The organism is Mesorhizobium sp. P160219 (assembly GCF_057786095.1).
Genome location: NZ_JBYNWG010000001.1, coordinates 4145588 through 4165149 on the forward strand (window position 1 = coordinate 4145588; position 19562 = coordinate 4165149).

20 protein-coding genes are annotated in these 19562 nt (G+C 63.5%); 15 read left to right on the forward strand and 5 right to left on the reverse strand.

Going from position 1 to position 19562, the window contains the following annotated elements:
- From AC3EMP_RS20025 to AC3EMP_RS20050, 6 genes are all read left to right on the forward strand, one after another.
- Window positions 1–1266, forward strand: coding sequence for a vWA domain-containing protein (locus AC3EMP_RS20025; protein ID WP_023690177.1), 1266 nt, complete (start codon window positions 1–3; stop codon window positions 1264–1266).
- Between the two features lie 57 nt (window positions 1267–1323).
- A complete protein-coding gene (locus AC3EMP_RS20030) occupies window positions 1324–1662 on the forward strand; it encodes an XdhC family protein (RefSeq protein WP_023690176.1) in 339 nt (112 codons plus the stop codon).
- Between the two features lie 2 nt (window positions 1663–1664).
- Complete coding sequence (locus tag AC3EMP_RS20035) at window positions 1665–2369, forward strand: XdhC family protein (protein ID WP_023669076.1); 705 nt, start codon at window positions 1665–1667, stop codon at window positions 2367–2369.
- Window positions 2366–3976 (forward strand): NTP transferase domain-containing protein, encoded by a 1611-nt coding sequence (locus AC3EMP_RS20040; RefSeq protein ID WP_023694139.1) that lies wholly within the window; start codon window positions 2366–2368, stop codon window positions 3974–3976. Before AC3EMP_RS20035 ends, AC3EMP_RS20040 begins: the two co-directional genes overlap by 4 nt.
- A 146-nt stretch (window positions 3977–4122) precedes the next feature.
- Window positions 4123–4962 (forward strand): alpha/beta hydrolase, encoded by an 840-nt coding sequence (locus tag AC3EMP_RS20045; protein WP_023711475.1) that lies wholly within the window; start codon window positions 4123–4125, stop codon window positions 4960–4962.
- A gap of 74 nt (window positions 4963–5036) precedes the next feature.
- Window positions 5037–6242 (forward strand): epoxide hydrolase family protein, encoded by a 1206-nt coding sequence (locus AC3EMP_RS20050; protein ID WP_352444716.1) that lies wholly within the window; start codon window positions 5037–5039, stop codon window positions 6240–6242.
- Between the two features lie 36 nt (window positions 6243–6278).
- Here the strand turns inward: AC3EMP_RS20050 and AC3EMP_RS20055 are convergent, their stop codons facing one another.
- Window positions 6279–7337 carry a DUF1176 domain-containing protein gene (locus AC3EMP_RS20055; RefSeq protein WP_023731179.1) on the reverse strand — a complete coding sequence of 353 codons (1059 nt, stop codon included), beginning with the start codon at window positions 7335–7337 and terminating at the stop codon, window positions 6279–6281.
- A gap of 124 nt (window positions 7338–7461) precedes the next feature.
- Between AC3EMP_RS20055 and AC3EMP_RS20060 the strand changes: the two genes are divergently transcribed.
- Complete coding sequence (locus AC3EMP_RS20060; protein ID WP_023739373.1) at window positions 7462–7968, forward strand: DUF1993 domain-containing protein; 507 nt, start codon at window positions 7462–7464, stop codon at window positions 7966–7968.
- Between the two features lie 76 nt (window positions 7969–8044).
- On the opposite strand, the gene AC3EMP_RS20065 is transcribed toward AC3EMP_RS20060, so the two are convergent.
- Window positions 8045–8209 (reverse strand): hypothetical protein, encoded by a 165-nt coding sequence (locus AC3EMP_RS20065; protein WP_352596312.1) that lies wholly within the window; start codon window positions 8207–8209, stop codon window positions 8045–8047.
- A 330-nt stretch (window positions 8210–8539) separates the two neighbouring features.
- On the opposite strand from AC3EMP_RS20065, the gene AC3EMP_RS20070 reads away from it, so the two are divergent.
- The 3 genes from AC3EMP_RS20070 (at window position 8540) to AC3EMP_RS20080 (ending at window position 11584) form a co-directional block, all read left to right on the forward strand.
- Complete coding sequence (locus tag AC3EMP_RS20070; protein WP_352596315.1) at window positions 8540–9082, forward strand: hypothetical protein; 543 nt, start codon at window positions 8540–8542, stop codon at window positions 9080–9082.
- A gap of 119 nt (window positions 9083–9201) precedes the next feature.
- Window positions 9202–10269, forward strand: coding sequence for an aldo/keto reductase (locus tag AC3EMP_RS20075; protein ID WP_352711986.1), 1068 nt, complete (start codon window positions 9202–9204; stop codon window positions 10267–10269).
- Window positions 10270–10321: 52 nt separating this feature from the next.
- Window positions 10322–11584, forward strand: coding sequence for a cysteine desulfurase-like protein (locus AC3EMP_RS20080; protein WP_352711985.1), 1263 nt, complete (start codon window positions 10322–10324; stop codon window positions 11582–11584).
- On the opposite strand, the gene AC3EMP_RS20085 is transcribed toward AC3EMP_RS20080, so the two are convergent.
- Genes AC3EMP_RS20085 through AC3EMP_RS20095 form a run of 3 tightly spaced genes read right to left on the reverse strand, consistent with a single transcriptional unit; the run spans window position 11585 to window position 15691 of the window.
- The gene (locus tag AC3EMP_RS20085) at window positions 11585–12616 is read right to left on the reverse strand and encodes a histone deacetylase family protein (RefSeq protein WP_023816556.1); all 1032 of its coding nucleotides are present in this window, start codon (window positions 12614–12616) and stop codon (window positions 11585–11587) included.
- Entirely contained in the window at window positions 12613–14052 is a 1440-nt protein-coding gene (locus tag AC3EMP_RS20090; RefSeq protein WP_352842956.1) for an aminotransferase class III-fold pyridoxal phosphate-dependent enzyme, read from the reverse strand. Before AC3EMP_RS20090 ends, AC3EMP_RS20085 begins: the two co-directional genes overlap by 4 nt.
- Before the next feature lies 1 nt (window position 14053).
- A complete protein-coding gene (locus tag AC3EMP_RS20095) occupies window positions 14054–15691 on the reverse strand; it encodes a N,N-dimethylformamidase beta subunit family domain-containing protein (RefSeq protein ID WP_023825096.1) in 1638 nt (545 codons plus the stop codon).
- A gap of 169 nt (window positions 15692–15860) precedes the next feature.
- Here AC3EMP_RS20095 and AC3EMP_RS20100 point away from each other — a divergent pair, with 169 nt between their 5' ends.
- The 5 genes from AC3EMP_RS20100 (at window position 15861) to AC3EMP_RS20120 (ending at window position 19514) form a co-directional block, all read left to right on the forward strand.
- Window positions 15861–16109, forward strand: a complete 249-nt coding sequence (locus AC3EMP_RS20100; RefSeq protein ID WP_023694150.1) for a ParB N-terminal domain-containing protein — start codon at window positions 15861–15863, stop codon at window positions 16107–16109.
- Between the two features lie 118 nt (window positions 16110–16227).
- Complete coding sequence (locus tag AC3EMP_RS20105; protein ID WP_023826154.1) at window positions 16228–17184, forward strand: alpha/beta fold hydrolase; 957 nt, start codon at window positions 16228–16230, stop codon at window positions 17182–17184.
- 186 nt (window positions 17185–17370) lie between these two features.
- A complete protein-coding gene (locus AC3EMP_RS20110) occupies window positions 17371–17769 on the forward strand; it encodes a GFA family protein (protein WP_023684918.1) in 399 nt (132 codons plus the stop codon).
- A gap of 116 nt (window positions 17770–17885) precedes the next feature.
- Window positions 17886–18083 (forward strand): hypothetical protein, encoded by a 198-nt coding sequence (locus AC3EMP_RS20115; RefSeq protein WP_023711466.1) that lies wholly within the window; start codon window positions 17886–17888, stop codon window positions 18081–18083.
- Between the two features lie 366 nt (window positions 18084–18449).
- A complete protein-coding gene (locus AC3EMP_RS20120; RefSeq protein WP_023711465.1) occupies window positions 18450–19514 on the forward strand; it encodes a glycoside hydrolase family 25 protein in 1065 nt (354 codons plus the stop codon).
- Window positions 19515–19562: the final 48 nt, after the last annotated feature.

Sequence of the window (19562 nt, forward strand, 5' to 3'; positions counted from 1 at the left end):
GTGAAGGCGCCGGGTGCTTACCCCAAAGAGACCGACCCCAGAGAGGCGACGGAAGACGGGCGCATCGCCGACAACATCGTCTATTTCGCCCGCACCTTGCGCAAATCCGGCATGCGGGTCGGGCCGGCTTCGGTCAAGGATGGGATCGAGGCGGTGCTGGCAGCCGGCATCGGTTCGCGCGACGATTTCTACTGGACGCTGCATGCCGTGCTGGTGTCGCGGCACGAGGATCACCCTGTTTTCGACGAAGCCTTCCGGCTGTTCTGGAAATCGCGCGAGCTGATCGAGAAACTTCTGGCGATGTTCTCGCCTGTGGCGCCCGACACCAGGGAGAAGCAAAAGCCGCGCGCGGCAGAAAATCGCGTCAGCCAGGCCATGTTCGAAGGCCACGAGAAGAATCGGCCGGTCAGGGAAATCCCGGAGATCGAAGTCGACGCCCGGCTAACCTTCTCCGGGAATGAAGTGCTGCGCGGCAAGGACTTTGCCCAGATGAATGCCGACGAGATGGCAGACGCCAAGAAGGCGATTGCCCGGCTGCGGCTGCCGTTCGACATGGTCCGTACCCGACGCTTCAAGGCAGACCTGCATGGCCGCCGTATCGATCCACGCGCCATGATGCGCTCGGCCGCGCGCACCGGCGGCGAACTGATCCTGCCGAAATTCCGCTCAGCCCGCGAAGTGCATCCGCCGCTGGTGGTTCTCGCCGATATCTCCGGTTCGATGAGCCAGTACACGCGCATCTTCCTGCACTTTCTGCATGCGCTGACCGAAAAACGGCGGCGCGTGCACACCTTCGTCTTCGGCACGCGACTGACCAATCTCACGCGGCAGATGCGCCATCGCGACCCCGATGCCGCCCTTGCCGACTGCTCGGCGGCGGTGAAGGACTGGTCGGGCGGCACCCGCATCGGCGATACGCTGGCGGAGTTCAACAAGCACTGGTCACGCCGCGTGCTCGGGCAGGGCGCGGTGGTGCTTTTGATCACCGACGGTTTGGAGCGCGACGATGTTTCCGGCCTGTCGGAGGAGATGGATCGCCTGCACAAATCCTGCCGGCGGCTGATCTGGCTCAACCCGTTGCTGCGCTTTGACGGTTTCGAGGCCCGCGCCCGCGGCGTCAAGGCGATGCTGCCTCATGTCGACGAGTTCCGCTCGGTACACAATCTCGATGCGCTGGCCGACCTCTGCGCCTCGCTGGACAAGAAATCCGCCGCTTCGGTCGATCCGCGTCGCTGGCAGGACGCTGGTGTCAGGCGCGCCGCATAGCCATATTGGATTCCGAAAACAGGCTCCCAGAGAAAACAGACTTTGAGGCAAGCGATCATGGACAACAGCATCTATCTCGATGAGGCCCGCGACCCCTTGATCATCGCGGAAGGCTGGATGAAGGACGGCAAGGATGTCGCCATCGCCACTGTGGTCGAGACCTGGGGTTCGGCGCCGAGGCCGGTCGGTAGCCATCTGATCATCGACGCCGAAGGCAATTTCCACGGCTCGGTCTCGGGCGGTTGCGTCGAGGGCGCGGTGGTGAGCGAGGCGATCGACGTCATCGACTCGGGGAAAGCCAAGATGCTGGAATTCGGCGTTGCCGACGAAACCGCCTGGCAGGTCGGCCTATCCTGCGGCGGCCGCATCAAGGTCTATGTGGAGCGGCTCGGTTAGGCATGGATCCCTACGCTCTCAAAGCCCTCAATGCCGAACGCCGTGCCCGCCGTGCGGCGATCCTGGTGACCGATCTCGGCGACGGCCGCGACCGCATCGTGCGAGAAGGCGACCAGGTTGCCGGCGATCTCGGCCAAGCGATCGCCAAGGCTTTCCGCACCGGCAATTCGGGTTCGGTCGAGGCTGAAGGGCGCACCTTCTTCCTCAACGCGCATTTGCCGCAGCCGCGCCTGGTGGTAGTCGGCGCCGTCCATATCAGTCAGGCGCTGGCGCCGATGGCCAGGATCGCCGGCTATCCCCTGGAGATCGTCGATCCGCGCACCGCCTTCGCCACCCCGGACCGTTTTCCCGATGTAGCACTCCATGCCGAATGGCCGGAGGATGTGCTGAAACGCCAGCCGCTCGACAGCTATACGGCGCTGGCCGCCGTCACCCATGATCCGAAGATCGACGATTTCGCACTGAAGGCCGCGCTCGACGCCAACTGTTTCTATGTCGGCGCACTCGGCAGCCGCAAAACACACGCCAGGCGCGTCGAGCGCCTGCTGGCGCTCGGCGCCAGCGCCGACCAGATCGCCCGCATCCACGCACCGATCGGTATCGACATTGGCGCGGCGAGCCCGGCCGAGATCGCCGTCGCCATCCTGGCGCAGACGATCCACGCCTTTCGCTCGCGCGGTCTCGAAGCCAAAGGCGCGGCGGCGTGAAGTTCGGGCCGATCCCGATCGATCAGGCGCAAGGCGCGGTGCTGGCGCATGCCACGACGGCGGGCGAGCGGCGTTTCCGCAAGGCGCACAGGCTGAGCACGCAGGACGTGGCGGTGCTGAAGGCGGCCGGCATTACCGAGATCGTCGTGGCGGTGCTTGCCGCCGATGACCTCAGCGAGGATGCGGCGGCCGAAAAGATTGCTGCCAGCATGGCCCACCGCAACATCGAGGCAAAACCGGCCGCGACCGGCCGCGTCAACCTCCATGCCAAGGCCGCCGGTCTCTTCACCGTCGATGCCGCCATGATCGACGCCATCAATGCGGTCGACCCGACCATCACCATCGCCACGCTGGCGCAGCACGCGCCGGTTGAGCAGGGCCAGATGGTGGCGACGGTCAAGATCATCCCGTTCGCCGTTGCCTCGGCCCTTGTCGATGCGGTGACAAAGATCTGCGCCGGCGGCGAGATCTTCGCCGTCAACGCCTACCATCCGGTGCGCATCGGCGTCATTCAGACGATGCTGCCCGGCATCAAGCCCAGCGTGCTCGACAAAACGCTGCGCGTCACCGAGGCCCGGCTGGCACGCTCCGGCGGTCGGCTGACGACGGAGCGCCGCACGCCGCACGAGATCGCGCCTGTAGCCGAGGCAGCGGCCGCGCTGGCGCGCGACAACGACATGGTGGTGATCTTCGGCGCCTCGGCGATGAGCGATTTCAACGATGTCGTTCCGGCGGCGATCGAGGCAGCAGGTGGCACGGTGATCCGCGCCGGCATGCCGGTCGATCCCGGCAATCTGCTGGTGCTGGGCACGCTGGACGGCAAGCGCGTCATCGGCGCGCCCGGTTGCGCCCGCAGCCCCAAGGAGAACGGTTTCGATTGGGTGCTCGACAGGCTGATCGCCGGTCTCGACGTCACCGCCAAGGACATCGCCGGCATGGGCGTTGGCGGCCTCTTGATGGAAATCCCGACCAGGCCGCAGCCGCGCGAGCCGCTGCCGGCGAGAGCCGGGCTGAAGGTCGAGATCGTGCTTCTGGCCGCCGGTCGCTCCAGCCGCATGGGCGGGCCGAACAAGCTTCTGGCGCTGTTCGACGGCAAGCCGCTGGTGCGCCGCACCGCTGAACGGGCGCTCGATTCCAAGGCTTCTGCCACCGTTGTCGTCACCGGCCATCAGCGCGAGCGGGTGCACGCCGCGCTCTCGGGCCTCGACGTGATCTTCGCCGACAATTCGGATTTTGCCGACGGCCTGTCCTCGTCTCTAAAAGCCGGCATTGCCCGCGTTGGAGCCGAGGCGGCCGGCGCCATGATCGTCCTCGGCGACATGCCGGGTATCTCATCGGCCGATCTCGACCGGTTGATCGAGGCCTTCCGTAGGGACGGCGGCCGCTCAGTGGTGCGTGCCGCCCATGACGGCCGCCGCGGCAATCCGGTGCTGCTGCCACGCGCGCTGTTTGGAGGCATCGCTCACCTCGAGGGCGACACCGGCGCCCGCCATCTGGTCGAGGCCGAGGGACTGGATGTCATCGACGTCGAGATCGGCGACGGCGCGTCGGTCGACGTCGACACCCGCGAGGCGCTCGAAGACGCCGGCGGCGTGCTGCAGGATTGACAAAGCGAAGCCGAAAAACGCATGCCTTTAGCATGGCTCTCTCTTTACTTGCCTCAGCGCTTCTACCCCCCTCTGGCCTGCCGGCCAGGCCGGCAGGCCAGAGGGGGGTAGCCGCGTTCCATACCCTTCTGGTTTCACTTCTTTTCTTGTTCTCCGCCGCCCACGCGGACGCGCTCGAACTAAAACCCTACAAGGATGACCTCTTCGCCTATCCGGCGACGCTCTCGTCCACGGACAAAGGCGCCTACACCGTCATCGACTATCGCGAGATGCGCGACATCAACGACCGCGACGAGGTGCCGGAAAAGCGCGTGCAGGCTAAGTATACCGACACCGGCGTGCGCAAGGTGCAGCGGGATTTGATGCTGAAAACCGATGCCGGCGATGTCAGGCATGTCGCCGTCGGCAAGACCGAAGGCGCCGGCATCATCGTGCTTTACCTGCACGGGCAGGGCGGCAGCCGCAAGCAGGGCGTCGACGACTTCACCTTCGGCGGCAATTTCAACCGCATCAAGAACCTGATGGCCGGCAATGGCGGCCTCTACCTCTCACCGGATTTCACCGATTTCGGCGACAAGGGCGCGGCCCAGGTCGCGGCGCTGATCGGCCACTATGCCGAGGCTTCGCCGGACGCGAAAATCTTCGTCGCCTGCGGCTCGATGGGCGGCATGCTGTGCTGGAAGCTGGCCGGCCGCAACGATACGGGACGGCGCATAAACGGGCTGCTGCTGCTCGGCTCGCTATGGGATGACAGTTTCCTGTCGAGCCCCGCCTACAGGCGCCATGTGCCGGTGTTCTTCGGCCAGGGCAGCAAGGACCCGGTCTTTCCCGTGGAGAAGCAGGAAGCCTTCTTCCGCTCCATCATTGCGAACTCGAAAGCCTATCCGACCCGGTTCGTCCGGTTCGAGACCGGCACCCATGGCACGCCGATCCGCATGGTCGACTGGCGCCAAACGCTGAACTGGATGCTGTCGAAAGCGCCCTGACGCATATCGCCCAGAGGTGCCCGTTGGTTTTGGCGATCATGGTTCGGCCGATATCCTTGCTGGTGTAGGCTGATATGATCCAACAGATCGGAAGCACAGCGATGGACGCTCACCCCTTCAAGATCCAAATTCCGAACGAACAACTTGAAGATCTCCAGCGCCGGCTTAGCGCAACACGATGGCCAATTCCGCTAAGCGAAGCGGGCTGGAGCGATGGGGCCGACCTGCCGTTCATCAAGCGTCTTGCGGATTACTGGCGAGACCGCTTCGACTGGAGAGTGCAAGAGGCGCGGCTGAACCGGCTGCCGCAATATCTGACGAGGCTGAACAACCTAGATGTCCACTTTGTCCACCAGCCAGGCAACGGACCGGCGCCGCTGCCGCTGATCATAACGCATGGCTGGCCCGGCTCCTTCATCGAAATGGAACACGTCATTCCATTGCTGGCAGACCCAGCTGCCCATGGTGGTGACCCGGCCGACGCTTTCCACGTGGTAGTTCCCTCTTTGCCCGGATACGGCTTTTCGCAGGCGCCGACGGAACCAGGCTTCCATTCCGGCCGCATCGCGGAGTTATGGGTACAGTTGATGCGCGGGCTCGGCTACGACCGCTTCGCTTCCCAAGGAGGCGACATCGGCGCGGGCGTTTCCGCCTGGATGGCACGGCTCCATTCCGAAAGCGTGCTTGGCGTCCACGTCAATTACATTCCCGGGAGCTATCGGCCACCTTTGGGTGCAGGTCTGCCACCTGTCACCGTTGAGGAGCAGGCCTTCCTGGACAAGGCCGCGGCCTGGACGGCAACGGAGGGCGCCTATGCCCATCTGCAGGGCACGAAGCCTCAGACGCTTGCTTATGCGCTGACAGACTCGCCGATCGGTCTCGCAGCCTGGATGATCGAGAAGTTCCGTAGCTGGAGCGATTGCGACGGTGACGTGGAGCGCACCTTCGGCATGGACACGCTCCTTACGGATGTTTCGCTCTATTGGTTCAGCAACGCGCTCACCTCGTCCTTGCGGCTCTACAAGGAGAATCGACTGTTCCCTCTTGCGTTCGAGACGCTGGAACGCGTTTCGCCGCCATTTGGGGTAGCGCTTTTCCCTCGCGAGTTGCCGATGCCGCCTCGATCCTGGGTGGCGCGGGTCTTTGACGTTCAGCGATGGACATCGATGCCGCGAGGCGGCCATTTCGCTGCGCTGGAGGAACCGAGTCTTCTGGTCGAGGACATTCGCGCCTTCTTCCGGCCGATGCGTTCCCGGCCTGAAACGAGAAGGCGAATGTGAAGGACTGCTTGAGCGCGGCGGTTCCTGATAAGATCCCTACGGCGCGGTGTTGTAGTCGACCACCGTCTGCGGGTTCTCCTCGCCATCGTAAGACGCGTCCACATCATATTGGACGAGGGAAAAATCGCCGTTACGGAACAGGTATATCCCTTTGTCCGAGGCGTCGCCGATGCCGCGCCATTTGTTGAACGTGGTCAGCGTCTTGGCGTCTTCGTCATATTCGGAATTGGCCGCCCAGCCGGTGGTGCGGAAGCCGATGATATCCATGCCCAGCAGTTTGCCGTCGCTGTCATTGTTCTCGTAACGGATATCCATTTCGGGCTCGGTGAACTGCAACTGCCGCACGCCCGATACTTCGTCGGTCATGTAGTAGACCGAACTTGCGTTATAGGCTACCGCTTGGCAGTAGAACTCGAAAAGCCGCGTTTCCTTGTCGGGATCGCTGGCAGCCGCGTCCTTTGCCTTGTATTTGATCGAAAAGATGTTCGGCTCCTCGCCGAGAAACTGCTTGTCACACTGATCGCCATAATCGGCGGCGAACAGTTTCTTCACGTGCTCGAGTGCGGTGTCCTTCTTCGGCGGCGGCGGCCCGTCACCACAGCTTGGCGGCAGCGCCTCCTCGAAATCGGCCTTGGACGGCTTCAGCGCGCCCTTGTCGATAAAGATCGGTCGGAACGGCGGGGCCTGGATCTGAGCGCTGACCTGGCGCAGCGTGTAGCAGCCGGCGAAGACCGCTTCATTGCCGTCCTTGTCGGTGGCGCGGATGGCGACAGGAACGCTGTAATAGATGCTGCCGGCCGCACCTTCATCGGAAATGGCGCCGGTTTCGACGTCGACCTTGTAGGTGCCGTCATAGCCCTTGACGAAGGTATCAAAATCCTTTGCCGGCTTGGTATCGCCGTAGTAAGCCCAGGCGCGGGCGAATTCGTGCCGGTTGATGGCGCTGTAGAGCGAGCGGATGACGGCTGCGGCGTCTGACCTGTCATCGACGTAAGGGGCCTGGTCATCGGCTGCCGGTTCATCGTCGGCGAACACAGCCTGGCCGGATGCGGCAAGGGAGCAAAAGGCGGCCGCTGCCAGAAAGACGCGTCTCATCGGAGAATCTCCACCACGAAGGAGTCTATCATAGAGATTGCGGCGACGTGGTGACGCTTGAAAAATCCTCCGGGAAGGCGCTACGTCCCGCCGTCGGCGCTTCAGCCGCAATGGAGATTTGAACGTGACACTATCGATGTATGAAGCCTCTGTGCCGGTGTTTTCGGCCAGGCTGAAGGCGCTGTCCGGCGTGCTGTCGGCGGCCGAACAGAATGCAACCGAGCGCAAGATCGACCCGCAGGTGTTTTTGACCGCGAGGTTGGCGCCCGACATGTACGCGCTGGCCAGGCAGGTGCAGGTCGCCACCGACCACGCCAAGGGCGCGCCATCACGGCTGGCCCGTCGCGAGGTGCCGAAATACGAAGACAATGAAGCGACCTTCGCCGAGCTTCAGGCGCGCCTGACCAAGACGCTCGATCTGCTGGCGTCATTCTCGGCCGCCGAATTCGATGGTTCGGATGAAAGGGTGGTCGAACTGAAGTTTGGCCAGCGCGAAGCCTCGATGCCCGGCATGCAGTATCTGCTGCATGTCGCCATGCCCAACTTCTATTTCCACGTGACCACTGCCTACGACATCCTGCGCCACAACGGCGTGCCGCTGACCAAGGGCGCCTATCTCGGTAATCGTTGACGAATTGCGCTTTGCGAGGTTTCCCGGCCGCTGCCGGGAAACTTCGTTTGACGCTGGTTCAGCGCCAAGGCCTTGATCAACGCGGTGACATTTCGCGCGCGATGCGCGGGAAATCGGCCGGCTTGACGCCGATGTCGGCGCGGTCGGCATTGCTCATCGAGTGCAGCAGCGCCAGGGCGGAACGATAGCGCTGATGCTCCTGCGGACGCGGACGGGCAAACATTTCAGTGAAGAACCCCATGATTCGGCCCCTTGTTGATCCTCCACGGCGCCGAATATAGGAAATTTGTGAAGATTGTGCAGTGCAGCATTTGCATGGCAGCCATGCCCGGCGAATTTTTTTCGGCACAATTGCCGCGTGCGCTGAAACTTGTGGCGCATCCCCACCGTATGCATAGACGCTGGCACATGGCCGGCTTTTCCTCGCCACTCCTGGCGAATTTCCGGACTGCATGCAAATGCAGTCCGGCTTTTTGTTGGGTCTTGCGCATCGCCAACTGGGCCCGCCCAAACCTCGCAAACGCCTAAACTGGTTAAGATCAGCAGCATTCATTTTTAACGAGCCGGTTCTATGCTGCGACCGGCTCTGTTCGCACGCTTAAACGAGGGGGAGGCTGACATCGGCGCCAAGCGGGATTTCGCTTCCTTGCTCGACGATCTGTTCGTTGCCTCCGACAAGGATGAGGCGGCGGAAGAGACGAGCGCGCGGCCGTCGATCCCGTTCGACTATCTCTCCGTGGCCGACGAGCTTCATTCCGGGCGCATCAAGGTCTCGGGCGAAACGTTCGCAGCCGAATACCGCGAGGCGGGAGCCGATCTCGCCGCCGAATTCGCAGCCCTTCTCGATCATGCCAAGCTGGCGCTGGCCGGCGAGGAGGCAAAGCCCGAGGAAAAACTGCCGCCGATCGATCCCGACGCAATCACCGTCGAACTCGGCCTCGATCATCCCGTCAAGAGCGCTGACCTTGGCCGCATGCGCCGCAGCTTCGCCTTCGCCAACCACCCCGACCGCGTCGCGCCGCATCTGCGCCAGCGCGCCATGATCCGCATGCAGGTGGCCAACATGCTGATCGACGAGGCCAAGCGGCGCGCGCTGGCCGGCGCAAGGCGCTAACTTTTCCTCCTTCACGTAAAAGTCGGTCCGCTGAGGGTTGGAGAGCGGCGCCGCTTTCCCTATAGATGCGACTTCCTTCCCCGCGCTGTCGCGCCCAGCATTCCCGCCGGAGAAATTCCATGCACAAACGCCGTCTCGGTCGGACCGATCTTCTTGTTACCCAGATCTGCCTGGGGTCGATGACCTGGGGCGAGCAGAACACCGAGGCCGAAGGCCACGCGCAGATGGATCTGGCTTTTGAGCGCGGCGTGAATTTCATCGACACGGCCGAGCTCTACCCGATTCCGCCCAAGGCCGAGACGCAGGGGCGGACGGAGAAGTTCATCGGCAGCTGGATGAAGGCCAAGGGCAACCGCGACAAGGTTATCCTGGCCTCGAAAGTGGTCGGCCGCACCGCCAACAGCTGGTTTCGTGGCGACCGTCCATCGAAACTGGTGCGCGCCGACATTTTTGACGCCATCGACAAATCGTTGGCCAAGCTCGGCACCGACTATCTCGATCTCTACCAGATCCACTGGCCGGAGCGCGACATCCCCTGGGGCGCCAACCCGACCCGCGTCGGTGCTGTGCCGCGCCGTGCCGATGCCGTCGGCGCGCCGGCCGGCGCGACGCCGATCGCCGAAACGCTGGGCGTCTTCGAGGAACTGGTGAAGGCGGGAAAAATCCGCCATCTCGGCCTGTCGAACGAAAGCTCGTGGGGCGTCATGCGCTTCATCGCCGAGGCCGACAAGGGCGTCGGCCCGCGCATCGTTTCGCTGCAGAACGCCTACAATCTGGTCAACCGCACGTTTGAAGTGAACCTTGCCGAAGTCTGCGAGCGCGAGGATGTCGGCTTTCTCGCCTATTCGCCGCTGGCGCAAGGCTATCTCACCGGCAAATACGACCATGGCGCGCGACCGCAGGGCTCGCGCTCGCAGCTGTTCAACCGCGGCCAGCGCTACGAGACGCCGAATGCGGCGGAAGCGCAGCTTGCATACAACGAACTGGCGCGCTCCTTCGGCCTCGAACCGGCGCTGTTTGCCAACGCCTATGTCGCCAGCCGGCCGTTCGTCACCTCCAGCATCATCGGCGCGACCACGATTGCCCAGCTTGAGATGGCGCTGTCGTCAGCCGACGTGACCTGGACCGACGAGATGCAGAAGGCCGTCGACGCAATCCATCAGCGCGTCGGCAATCCGTGCCCATAGGCAAGCCGTTCGAACGAAATTGCCGAGCAAACACAAGGGTAAGGGGACAGCAATGGATTTTCCGATCGAGACCGTCAGGGGGAAATTTCCGGCGCTGGACCTGACCGACAAGGGCCGCCGGCGCATCTATCTCGACAATCCGGCCGGCACGCAGGTGCCACAGGCGGTTGCCGATGCGGTGGCGCGCTGCCTCCTCACCACCAACGCCAATCTCGGCGGTTATTTCGAAACCACGCTTGCCGCGCAACAGGTGGTCGACGGCGCCCATGCGGCGATGGCCGATTTCCTGGGTGCAGCGAGCGCTGAGGAAATCATCATCGGCGCCAATATGACGACGCTGACCTATCACATGTCGCGCACGCTCGGCCGCGGCTTCAAGCCGGGCGACGAGATCATCGTCACCCGCATGGATCATGAGGGCAATGTCTCGCCCTGGCTGCAGCTGGCCGAGGACCTCGGCCTTGTGGTGCGCTTCCTGCCCTTCGACGAGAACAGCTGGCAGGTCGAGGAGGCGGCGCTCAGCGCTCTGCTTACCGACAGGACAAAACTCGTTGCGCTGAACTATGCGTCGAACCTCACCGGCTCGATCAACCGGGTCAAGGCGCTGACGGCCATCGCCAAACAGGCCGGCGCGCTCGTCTATGTCGATGCCGTGCAGTTCGCGCCGCACGGGCTGGTCGACGTGCAGGATCTCGGCTGCGACTTCCTGATCTGCTCGGCCTACAAATTCTTCGGCCCGCACATGGGCATATTGTGGGGCCGCCGCGACATCATCGATGCGCTGAAACCCTACAAATGCCGTTGCTCGTCCAATGGCCTGCCGGAGCGCTTCGAACTCGGTACGCCGCAGATCGAACTGATGGCCGGACTTACCGCAGCGGTCGATTACTTCGCCGAACTCGGTGCTGCGGCCGGCGAGGGCGGTTCGCGAAGGCAAAAGATCGCAAAGGCATACGAAGTGTCGATCGCCTACGAAAACCCGCTGGCGCTGAGGCTGATCGATGGGCTGTCCGCCATTGAGGGCCTGACCATCCGCGGCATCACAGATCAGAAGCGTGTCATTGAGCGCGTGCCGACCGTGTCCTTCACCGTCGACGGCATCGTGCCAGAGACGATCGTGCGGCAGATGAATGCCGAGAACATTTTTCTATGGTCGGGTCACAACTACGCCTGGGAGATCGTCCACCATCTCGGCATTCCGGCCGAGCAGGGCGTCGTGCGCATCGGTATTGCGCACTACAACACGGCGGCAGAGATCGACGAGACGTTGGAAAGCGTGCACCGGGAGATCGCCATGCTGAGGCAGCAGCGCTAGTCAGCTATCGCTGTTTGCCGCGAAACCGGTGAGGAACGCCGTGAGATTGTCGCCGAGCGCGTCGCAGAGATAGCCGCCTTCCTGGACGATAATCGTCGGCAGGCCAAGCTTGGCAATTGCCTCGCCGATCCGCGAGAAACCGGGCGTGGTCACCGAAAGCCCGCCGAACGGATCGCCCTCGAACGCATCGAGACCGAGCGCCACGACCAGCGCGTCCGGCGAAAAGGCGCGGATACGCTGGAACGCCACTTCGAGGGCCTCCAGAAACGCCGCGTCGGCTGATTTGCGCGGCAATGGCAGGTTGAAATTATAGCCGAGGCCCGGACCTTCGCCGCGCTCATCGGCATGGCCCCAGAAGAACGGATAGAAGCGCACCGGATCGGCGTGCAGCGACACCGTCAGGACGTCGGAACGCGTATAAAAGATGCCTTGCGTGCCGTTGCCGTGATGCAGGTCGACATCGAGGATCACCACCCGCGCTGCCTGCTTGCGCAACACCTGGGCCGCGACCGCTGAATTGTTGATGAAGCAGAAGCCGCCGGCGACATCGGCAAAGGCATGATGGCCGGGCGGCCGGCAGAGCGCATAAGCGGCAGGCGCGCCTGCCATGACAGCTTCCGCCGCTTCGACCGAGCTCCAGGCGCTCCACAGCGCGCTTTGCCAGGTTTCGGCGGAGATCGGGCAAGCGGTGTCGGCCATGTGGTAGCCGGCCTGGCCGACCGCCGAGGCCGGATAGGACCCTGTGCGGGCCAGTGGATGGATGTTGGGGATGACTTCCGCGGATGCGCCCTCGATGCGCTGCCAGCGCGCAAAAATGTGTTCGAGGAAGGCGAGATACTCCGGCGTATGCACGGCCGCCACCGGGCCTAGGCCATGTTCCCTGGGCCGCTCGATCATCAATCCGGCGGATTTTGCGCCGGCTAACAATCGCTCTACCCGCTCCGGCTGTTCGGGATTGGGCTGCGGCGCACCGCTGGACAGAAAGGCCTTCGGGTCGTGGCGTTTCTGCTCCTCGGCAAAGAAGGCTTTCATTCCGCGTCCCCATCCTGCGCTGCATCGGCAAAGGCGAAAAAGGCATCGCCAACAATCTTCTGCGTCTGCTCGTAGCTCGACCAGGCGATGCCCAGCCGCTCATAAAAAGCCTTGGCGCCGTCATTGTCGGTGTCGACGGACAGCCTGAGATAGGCGCCGCCATCCCGGCGGCAGTCGCGCGCGACCCGGCGCAGCAGTCTTTCGCCGATCTTGCGGCCGCGAAACCGGTCCTCGACGTAGGCGAGGTCGAGCAGGCGCTGCGTGGCTTTCTTGCCCTGTTCGATCGGCCGTAGAGTTTCGGGATCGGCAACCATCTCGGCGCCGGTGAGCAGGCCTTTGCCTCGGACATCGGCGATGAACGGAAAACGCTTCGCCAGCGCTTTCAGCCCGTCCATCAGCACGTCGCCCATCGCGGCGGCATTGGCGATCAGGTCGAGGCGGTCCATCTCGCCGAGCACGGCGAGCCCGGCCGCGCAGGCGAGCGGATTGCCAGCATAGGTGTGGCCATGCTGGAAGCCGCCCGACGCCAGCAGCGGCTCGACCAGCCGCATCGGGGCGGCCAGCGCGCCGAGCGGCGCATAGCCGGAGCCAAGCCCCTTCGACAGCGCGACGATGTCGGGCTTGCAGTTCCAATGGTCGCCGCCAAGGAATTTTCCGGTGCGGCCGGCGCCGCTCATCACTTCATCATGGATGAGCAGGATGCCGTAGCGGTCGCAGATCTCGCGTATACGCGGATAATAGCTGTCCGGTGCGACGAGGGCCGAAGTCGCCGCACCGCCGATCGGCTCCATGATGAAGGCGAGCACGCTGTCCGGGCCCTCGGCCTGGATCTTCTCCTCCAGCATGTCGGCATAACGGACGCCGCGCTGCTCCATCGAAAGATTGTCGCGGTCGCGCCATGCCGTCGGCGCCGGCACGGTCGGCATCACCCGCATCATCGGTGTGAACGTTTCGGCCAGCGCATCGTCGCCGGTTATCGAAAGCGAACCCAGCGTGCCGCCATGATAGGAGGGAAAACGCGTGATAACCTTCCAGCGCTTCGGCTGGCCGGTCGCGACCGCCCATTGCCGCGCCAGCTTGATGCAGGATTCCGTCGCCTCCGAACCGCCGGAGACGAAGAAGATTCGGTCCATGCCCTCCGGCAGTTTGCCGGCGAGCTCCCGCGCCAGTTCTTCCGCCTGCTCGTTCTCGAAATGCAGCCGGTAGGCGAAGGTGGCGCGGTCCATCTGCCGCTTCATGGCGTCCAGCACATTGCGGTTGGAGTGACCGATATTGGCGACCATCGGCCCGCTCGATCCGTCGATGAAGCGGCGGCCGTCCTGCGTCCACATATAGATGCCTTCGGCGCGGTCGATCAGCGGCCGGCGCAGGCTGGAGAGGTAGAACAGGTGCGATGGCGCGCGCGTTTCTGAACCAGTTGATGAGGGCTTCTGCATGTCAGGTCTTTCCGAGATAGCGGTCGATTACATTCCTGGTCACGCGCTCGACCATGGGATCCTGCCTGAGCAGGCCGGCGACCCATTCGCAGCTTCCGGCGTGGAAAACCTCGCCCTTGCCGCGCGGAAAATTGACGATCATGCCGTTGCCGCGTTTGACCTTTTCCAGATTGGCGTCGGTCGCCTCGCCAAACAGCGTTTCGGCCGTAAAGCGGCCATCCTCGTCGGCGAGAAACTGGTCCTCGATCGGGATATCGGCGCTTTCCTCGACCTGGCTCGCCATGCCGACGGCCAGCACCTGCAGCCCGTCAGGCGCACCGCTGTCCGGTGTCGGATAGGGCAGGCCGCCGCGGATCTCGAAATCGAGCCCGTCGACCTCATAGCCATAGACATGACTGTCGGCGCCAAGCAGGTCGCCATAATAGATTCCGGTGCCGGCAAAGGCCCAATGCTCGGGCCGATAGACCGGAAAGCCGCGCACGCCGCGCGGCGCGCAGCCGCCCCAGCCGGCATAGACGCCCCTCGTTGCGTTAAGGCCGAAGGTCAGAGCGCCGGGACGGCCGATCTCCGGCGCTTCCCAGGAGTTGGTGGCGCGGGTGACGTCGCCGCCATAGGCCGGGTCTTCGGCCCGCGCGCGGTATTTGTAACAGACCTGCCGGCGGCCTTCGTCCTCGAGCCTTGTCTGCCACATGAAATTGCCGGCAAAGCGCGCCGCATGGCCGCCGCGCTCGACGTAGCTGTCGACGGCGTCCCGCATCTCCCAGGTCCAGTACTCGTCATGGCCGACGAAGACCACACAGTCATAACCATCGAGGATTTCGGGCGAGAAGTGCAAATCGTGCTGGCTGGCGAGATCGACGCCATAGCCGGCGCGCTCGGCAAAGCGGAAGAAGTGGCTGTCATAGCTCGCCCAGCCGGAGGAGGTGTATTTCTTCGAATGTCCCGTGGCGTACGCCCATTCCATGTGCGGATAGCGCGGCACTGTTTTCGGCGGCACGGCAACCTCCAGCGGCACGCGCGGCGCGTCCTTGGGCAACACCACGAAGCCACGGCACCAAGGCCGCTGCGTCGACACCATGCGCGCATACTGGTCGCGGCCCGGGCCGGTGATGCCCTGATAGGCGTTGGAGCCGCCCCATGTGTTGTAGGACAGCCAGGTGCCGGTCGCCGCCACCTGCAGCACGCGACCGGGTTTGCTGCCGGGCAGGAGCGCGACGATGATGAGGTGATGGCAAAGGATAGCTTTGCCGTCGCGCCCGTCTGCCGTCAGCGTCAGCCGATAGGCGCCGGATGGCCAATCCTTGCCGATGCGAAATTCGAAAGACGCCTCCCAGCCGCAGCCTTCGACCGAGCACTGGTCGGGCGTATCCTGCCAGCGCGCCGAAAGCCCCGTTTGCTCGAAGACTTTTGTCTCGCTGCCGCCGTCGCGGACAATGACAATGCTGAAGCGCGGCACTGTCGAACTGACATGCAGCGTCACGGTCTCGCCGGCGCGGTAGGAAAAGCGGTTGGAATAACACCAGATCTCGCCGCGCTCGCCGTCCATTCCCGGCCATTCATAGTAATGGCCGCGCACTGCCTCGCGGCGCTGCTCGGGCGTCAGTCCGAAATCGGGAAATTCGGTTGGCAGATGGGTCATGAACACCGGAAAAGTGACAGGCCGCCATTTCGGCCATCTGCCGGCCAAGCGTCAAATGGAAACGATCGGGCCAGCAATTGCATACGACACAATTGCTTGGCCGCTCTTGGCCGCACCCGGCAAACCGACTATCTCAGGCGAGGCGGTATGTTCCGCCTCGGGAGCCGGCATGCTGAGAGTGCAGAAGGTCAAGGTCGACGACATCTACGTGCCGACGGCGCGCAAGAAGACGCTGCATCCCGAAACGGTCCGGCACCTGGCCGAAGACATACTGGAAAACGGCATGAAGACGCCGATCCAGGTTCGCAATGACGGCAAGCGCCACATCCTGGTCGAGGGCCTGCACCGGCTGGAAGCCGCCAAATGGCTCGGCGAGACCGAGATCGACGCCTATCTGGTGCAAGCCAAGCGCCACTGAGGCGCGCGACCCGATCGACAAACAGCCAAACCGGTCATTCCTCCGCGGATTTTTTCGCAGGGCATGTCGGCACGCGGCGTGCTTGCTCGTCCTTGGGGCGGAACCCGAGGAGACCGACATGTCCAGACCAATCTATTTCGCCATTCTTGCCTCGGTCGCTGCCTTGTTCGTAGCGCCCGGCCCAGCCAATGCAGAGGAGACCAAGCCCGCCATGACCACCGAGGCAACAGCCATGCCGAAGCCGGAAAAGTCCGGCCTGCTGCCGATCGACGGCCTGAATTACTACTATGCCGTCTACGGCAAGGGCGAACCGCTGCTTCTGCTGCATGGCGGCCTTGGCACGTCGGACATGTTCGCGCCGCTGCTGCCGAAGCTGGCGGAAAACCGCACCATCATTGCCGTCGACCTGCAGGGCCATGGCCGCACCGCGCTCGGCGAGCGACCCTTCAGCCTGGAGGGGATGGGCGACGACATGGCTGGTATCGTCAAGGCGCTCGGCTATGACAAGGTCGACGTGCTTGGCTATTCGCTGGGCGGCGGCGTCGCCTTCCGTATGGCCGTTCAGCATCCCGAGACGGTGCGCCGGCTGGTCCTGGTCTCGACCGGCTTCGCCGCCAATGGCTTCTATGACGAGATGCGCGGCCAGCAGGCGCAGGTGAGCGCGGCCGCCGCCGATTTCATGAAGGACACGCCGATGTACAAATCCTACGTCGCCGTCGCCCCACGTCCCGACGATTTCCCTAAACTGCTCGATGCGCTGGGCAATTTCATGCGCAAGGATTACGACTATTCCGCCGATGTGGCGAAGCTGAAGATGCCAGTTATGCTGGCCTATGGCGACAGCGACATGTACAAGCCCGAGCACGAGATCAGGTTCTACCAGATGATCGGCGGCGGGCTGAAGGATGCCGGCTGGATGCGTGAGAACCTGTCGCAGAACCGGCTGGCCATCATTCCCAACCGCACCCACTACGACGTCTTCTTCGCACCGGAACTGACGGCCGCGGCACTGCCCTTCCTCAATTGCGAAACCAAGGTGAAGACCTGGGACGAAGTCCTCAGCGAAACGAAATAGCTTGCCTGAGATACATGCCGGCCGTCTCGAAGAGGCGGTCGGCTTTTTTGTGCCTGCGAAGCTACAGAGCCTTGGCGCAGCGATTGGTCCTATCGGCGCAATCGATGGCGCCATCACGGCTTTTCAATTGACCGAAAGGTACCTGTCGATATCTTCAAGAGACATTCAGTGCGATGGGTTCGAATGATGACGAAATACCAGGGCGGATGCCATTGCGGGGCAGTGCGCTACGGCACCGAGGCGGCGCCGCTCAACCAGCGCGTCTGCCATTGCCGGCGCTGCCAGAAGGTCATAGGCGCGGCCTTCAACGCCCGCCTTTTGTTTCGCATCGACGATGTCACCGTCGAGGGAGAGGTGGCGACGGTCAACACCTCTCCGGACCTCAAGCGCGGCTTTTGCGCCGCTTGCGGCACCACGCTGTTTTCCCGACGCGACTCCGCCGGCATCGTCGGCATCACCACCGGCTCGCTCGACGATCCCTCGCTGTTCAAGCCGGAAATGCATATGTGGACCGCCTCGAAGCAGCCTTGGCTGCAGCTCGATGACGGCCTGCCGCACCATGAAGGCGCGCCGCCTCCGAACTGACGCCGGCCTTACCGGAAATTAATCCCGAAACCACGACATAGCCGGCAAAGCGTCATTGGCGGGCCATGATTGGCTGCCTATCTGTCGTCTGCGGGCCGGTATCGAGGAGACGACCGATGAGCGACAGAATCAGCACCCTGGACGAGCTTTTGAGCGATCCGATGGTCCTCCTCGTGATGGAGCGTGACCGCGTGCGCCCCGAACAGGTTCGCCTGCTGCTCGAACGTGCCCGCCGCCCGGCCGCCGACGAACCGTCGGTGCCGCCGGCGCATGTGGTGGCCAAGACCTGTTTGCAGCAATGGCTGGGAAGGTAAGGCTATGATCCTTCGTCATCCTCGGGCTTGACCTGGCTTGACCCGAGGATCCACGCCGTGACGTCGGCCGAAGTATGTCGCGGTCGAGAATGGCTTCCTTGCTCGACCCGTTTCGCCCAAACTCAATCTTGAACCGTCTTCATGCCATGGATGTAACGGCATGGATTTCCAGGGTCTGCGCGACGTCGCTTCGCGACTGCTTCGCCCTAGAATGACGAAGGTAGGTTATGGCCGCCGAACATACCCCGGCCAATTCCTAACAACTTGATTCAAACTTTGTTGGTAATTTCTCGTTAGTAATCGAGGCCGGTTTGTCCGGCGGCGTCTGTTTGCCTTCGGTCTGTTGTGTTTTGCGTACAGGTCCAGATGCGGATTTCAGGCGTCGTCAGTTTCATGTTGGCATCGCTGTGGCTTGCCGGCTGTTCGTCCACAGCGGGCGTCGATGGCTTGCAGCCGTCGAACGAGACGACCAGTTCGGTCGTGCGTCCGAGCGCGCCGGTCACCGCGGCTCCGGCGGGGACCGCCGACCTCGCGCCGATGCGGTCCGACATGGTGGCCGACAACGCTGTGGCCGACAATGCGCCGCCCTTTTCCATGGTCGAGGAAGAAGAGGCCATCGTCGCGGGCACGCCGCAGGGGAGCACCAGACCACAGCTCGAGCCCGCCGCTCTGATGTCTGCGCCGAAGCGGTTGACGCGCGCGGCGCCGGCCATGCTGGCCTCGCCGGTCACCCGCTACGGTTTCCGCGACGCCAAGCCGATCAATTTCGGCAAGGCTTCGCCACGCTACCTTGCCGTCCACGGCGTCGACGTCTCGCGCTGGCAGGGCAATGTCAACTGGGGCAAGCTGCGTGCCCAGGGCGCCAACTTCGCCTATATCAAGGCGACCGATGGCGGCGACCATCTCGACCCGATGTTCATGAAGAACTGGCGCAATGCCGACGCCGCCGGGCTGAAGCGCGGCGCCTATCATTTCTTCTACTGGTGCCGCACCGCGGGCGAGCAGGCCGACTGGTTCATCCGCAATGTGCCGAGGGTCGAAGGCGCGCTGCCACCGGTAATCGATGTCGAGTGGAACGGCGAATCTTCCTGCAAGCGGCGGCCGTCGCGGGCCACCGTGCTGGAAAAGATGAAGGTGTTCATGGACAAGCTGGAGCGCCATTACGGCCAGCGGCCCATCATCTACACCGCACCGGATTTCTATCGCGACAATCTCAAGGGTGCGTTTCTCGATTATCCGTTCTGGCTGCGCGCCGTGGCGCGGCATCCCTCAAAAGTCTATCCCGGCCGCAAATGGCTGTTCTGGCAGTACTCCGGCTCCGGCCTGTCGCACGGCGTGACCGGCCGCATCGACCTCAACGTCTTCCATGGCGACGAGCGCGCCTGGCGGGCATGGGCAGGCGGGCAGACGACCGTCGCCGACGCCGACTGAACGTCAGGCCGGTGCCGGTGCGCCTGCGCTGCCTGCCGCTGCGCCTTG

Bases quoted from the DNA above. Each gene is read 5' to 3' on its own strand.
- AC3EMP_RS20075 (WP_352711986.1), top strand. From the start codon at position 9,202: ATGCACAAACGCCGTCTCGGTCGGACCGATCTTCTTGTTACCCAGATC.
- AC3EMP_RS20095 (WP_023825096.1), bottom strand. From the start codon at position 15,691: ATGACCCATCTGCCAACCGAATTTCCCGATTTCGGACTGACGCCCGAG.
- AC3EMP_RS20100 (WP_023694150.1), top strand. From the start codon at position 15,861: ATGCTGAGAGTGCAGAAGGTCAAGGTCGACGACATCTACGTGCCGACG.
- AC3EMP_RS20090 (WP_352842956.1), bottom strand. From the start codon at position 14,052: ATGCAGAAGCCCTCATCAACTGGTTCAGAAACGCGCGCGCCATCGCAC.
- AC3EMP_RS20070 (WP_352596315.1), top strand. From the start codon at position 8,540: ATGCTGCGACCGGCTCTGTTCGCACGCTTAAACGAGGGGGAGGCTGAC.
- AC3EMP_RS20120 (WP_023711465.1), top strand. From the start codon at position 18,450: ATGCGGATTTCAGGCGTCGTCAGTTTCATGTTGGCATCGCTGTGGCTT.
- AC3EMP_RS20035 (WP_023669076.1), top strand. From the start codon at position 1,665: ATGGATCCCTACGCTCTCAAAGCCCTCAATGCCGAACGCCGTGCCCGC.
- AC3EMP_RS20110 (WP_023684918.1), top strand. From the start codon at position 17,371: ATGACGAAATACCAGGGCGGATGCCATTGCGGGGCAGTGCGCTACGGC.
- AC3EMP_RS20085 (WP_023816556.1), bottom strand. From the start codon at position 12,616: ATGAAAGCCTTCTTTGCCGAGGAGCAGAAACGCCACGACCCGAAGGCC.
- AC3EMP_RS20105 (WP_023826154.1), top strand. From the start codon at position 16,228: ATGTCCAGACCAATCTATTTCGCCATTCTTGCCTCGGTCGCTGCCTTG.
- AC3EMP_RS20065 (WP_352596312.1), bottom strand. From the start codon at position 8,209: ATGGGGTTCTTCACTGAAATGTTTGCCCGTCCGCGTCCGCAGGAGCAT.
- AC3EMP_RS20055 (WP_023731179.1), bottom strand. From the start codon at position 7,337: ATGAGACGCGTCTTTCTGGCAGCGGCCGCCTTTTGCTCCCTTGCCGCA.
- AC3EMP_RS20080 (WP_352711985.1), top strand. From the start codon at position 10,322: ATGGATTTTCCGATCGAGACCGTCAGGGGGAAATTTCCGGCGCTGGAC.
- AC3EMP_RS20115 (WP_023711466.1), top strand. From the start codon at position 17,886: ATGAGCGACAGAATCAGCACCCTGGACGAGCTTTTGAGCGATCCGATG.
- AC3EMP_RS20030 (WP_023690176.1), top strand. From the start codon at position 1,324: ATGGACAACAGCATCTATCTCGATGAGGCCCGCGACCCCTTGATCATC.
- AC3EMP_RS20050 (WP_352444716.1), top strand. From the start codon at position 5,037: ATGATCCAACAGATCGGAAGCACAGCGATGGACGCTCACCCCTTCAAG.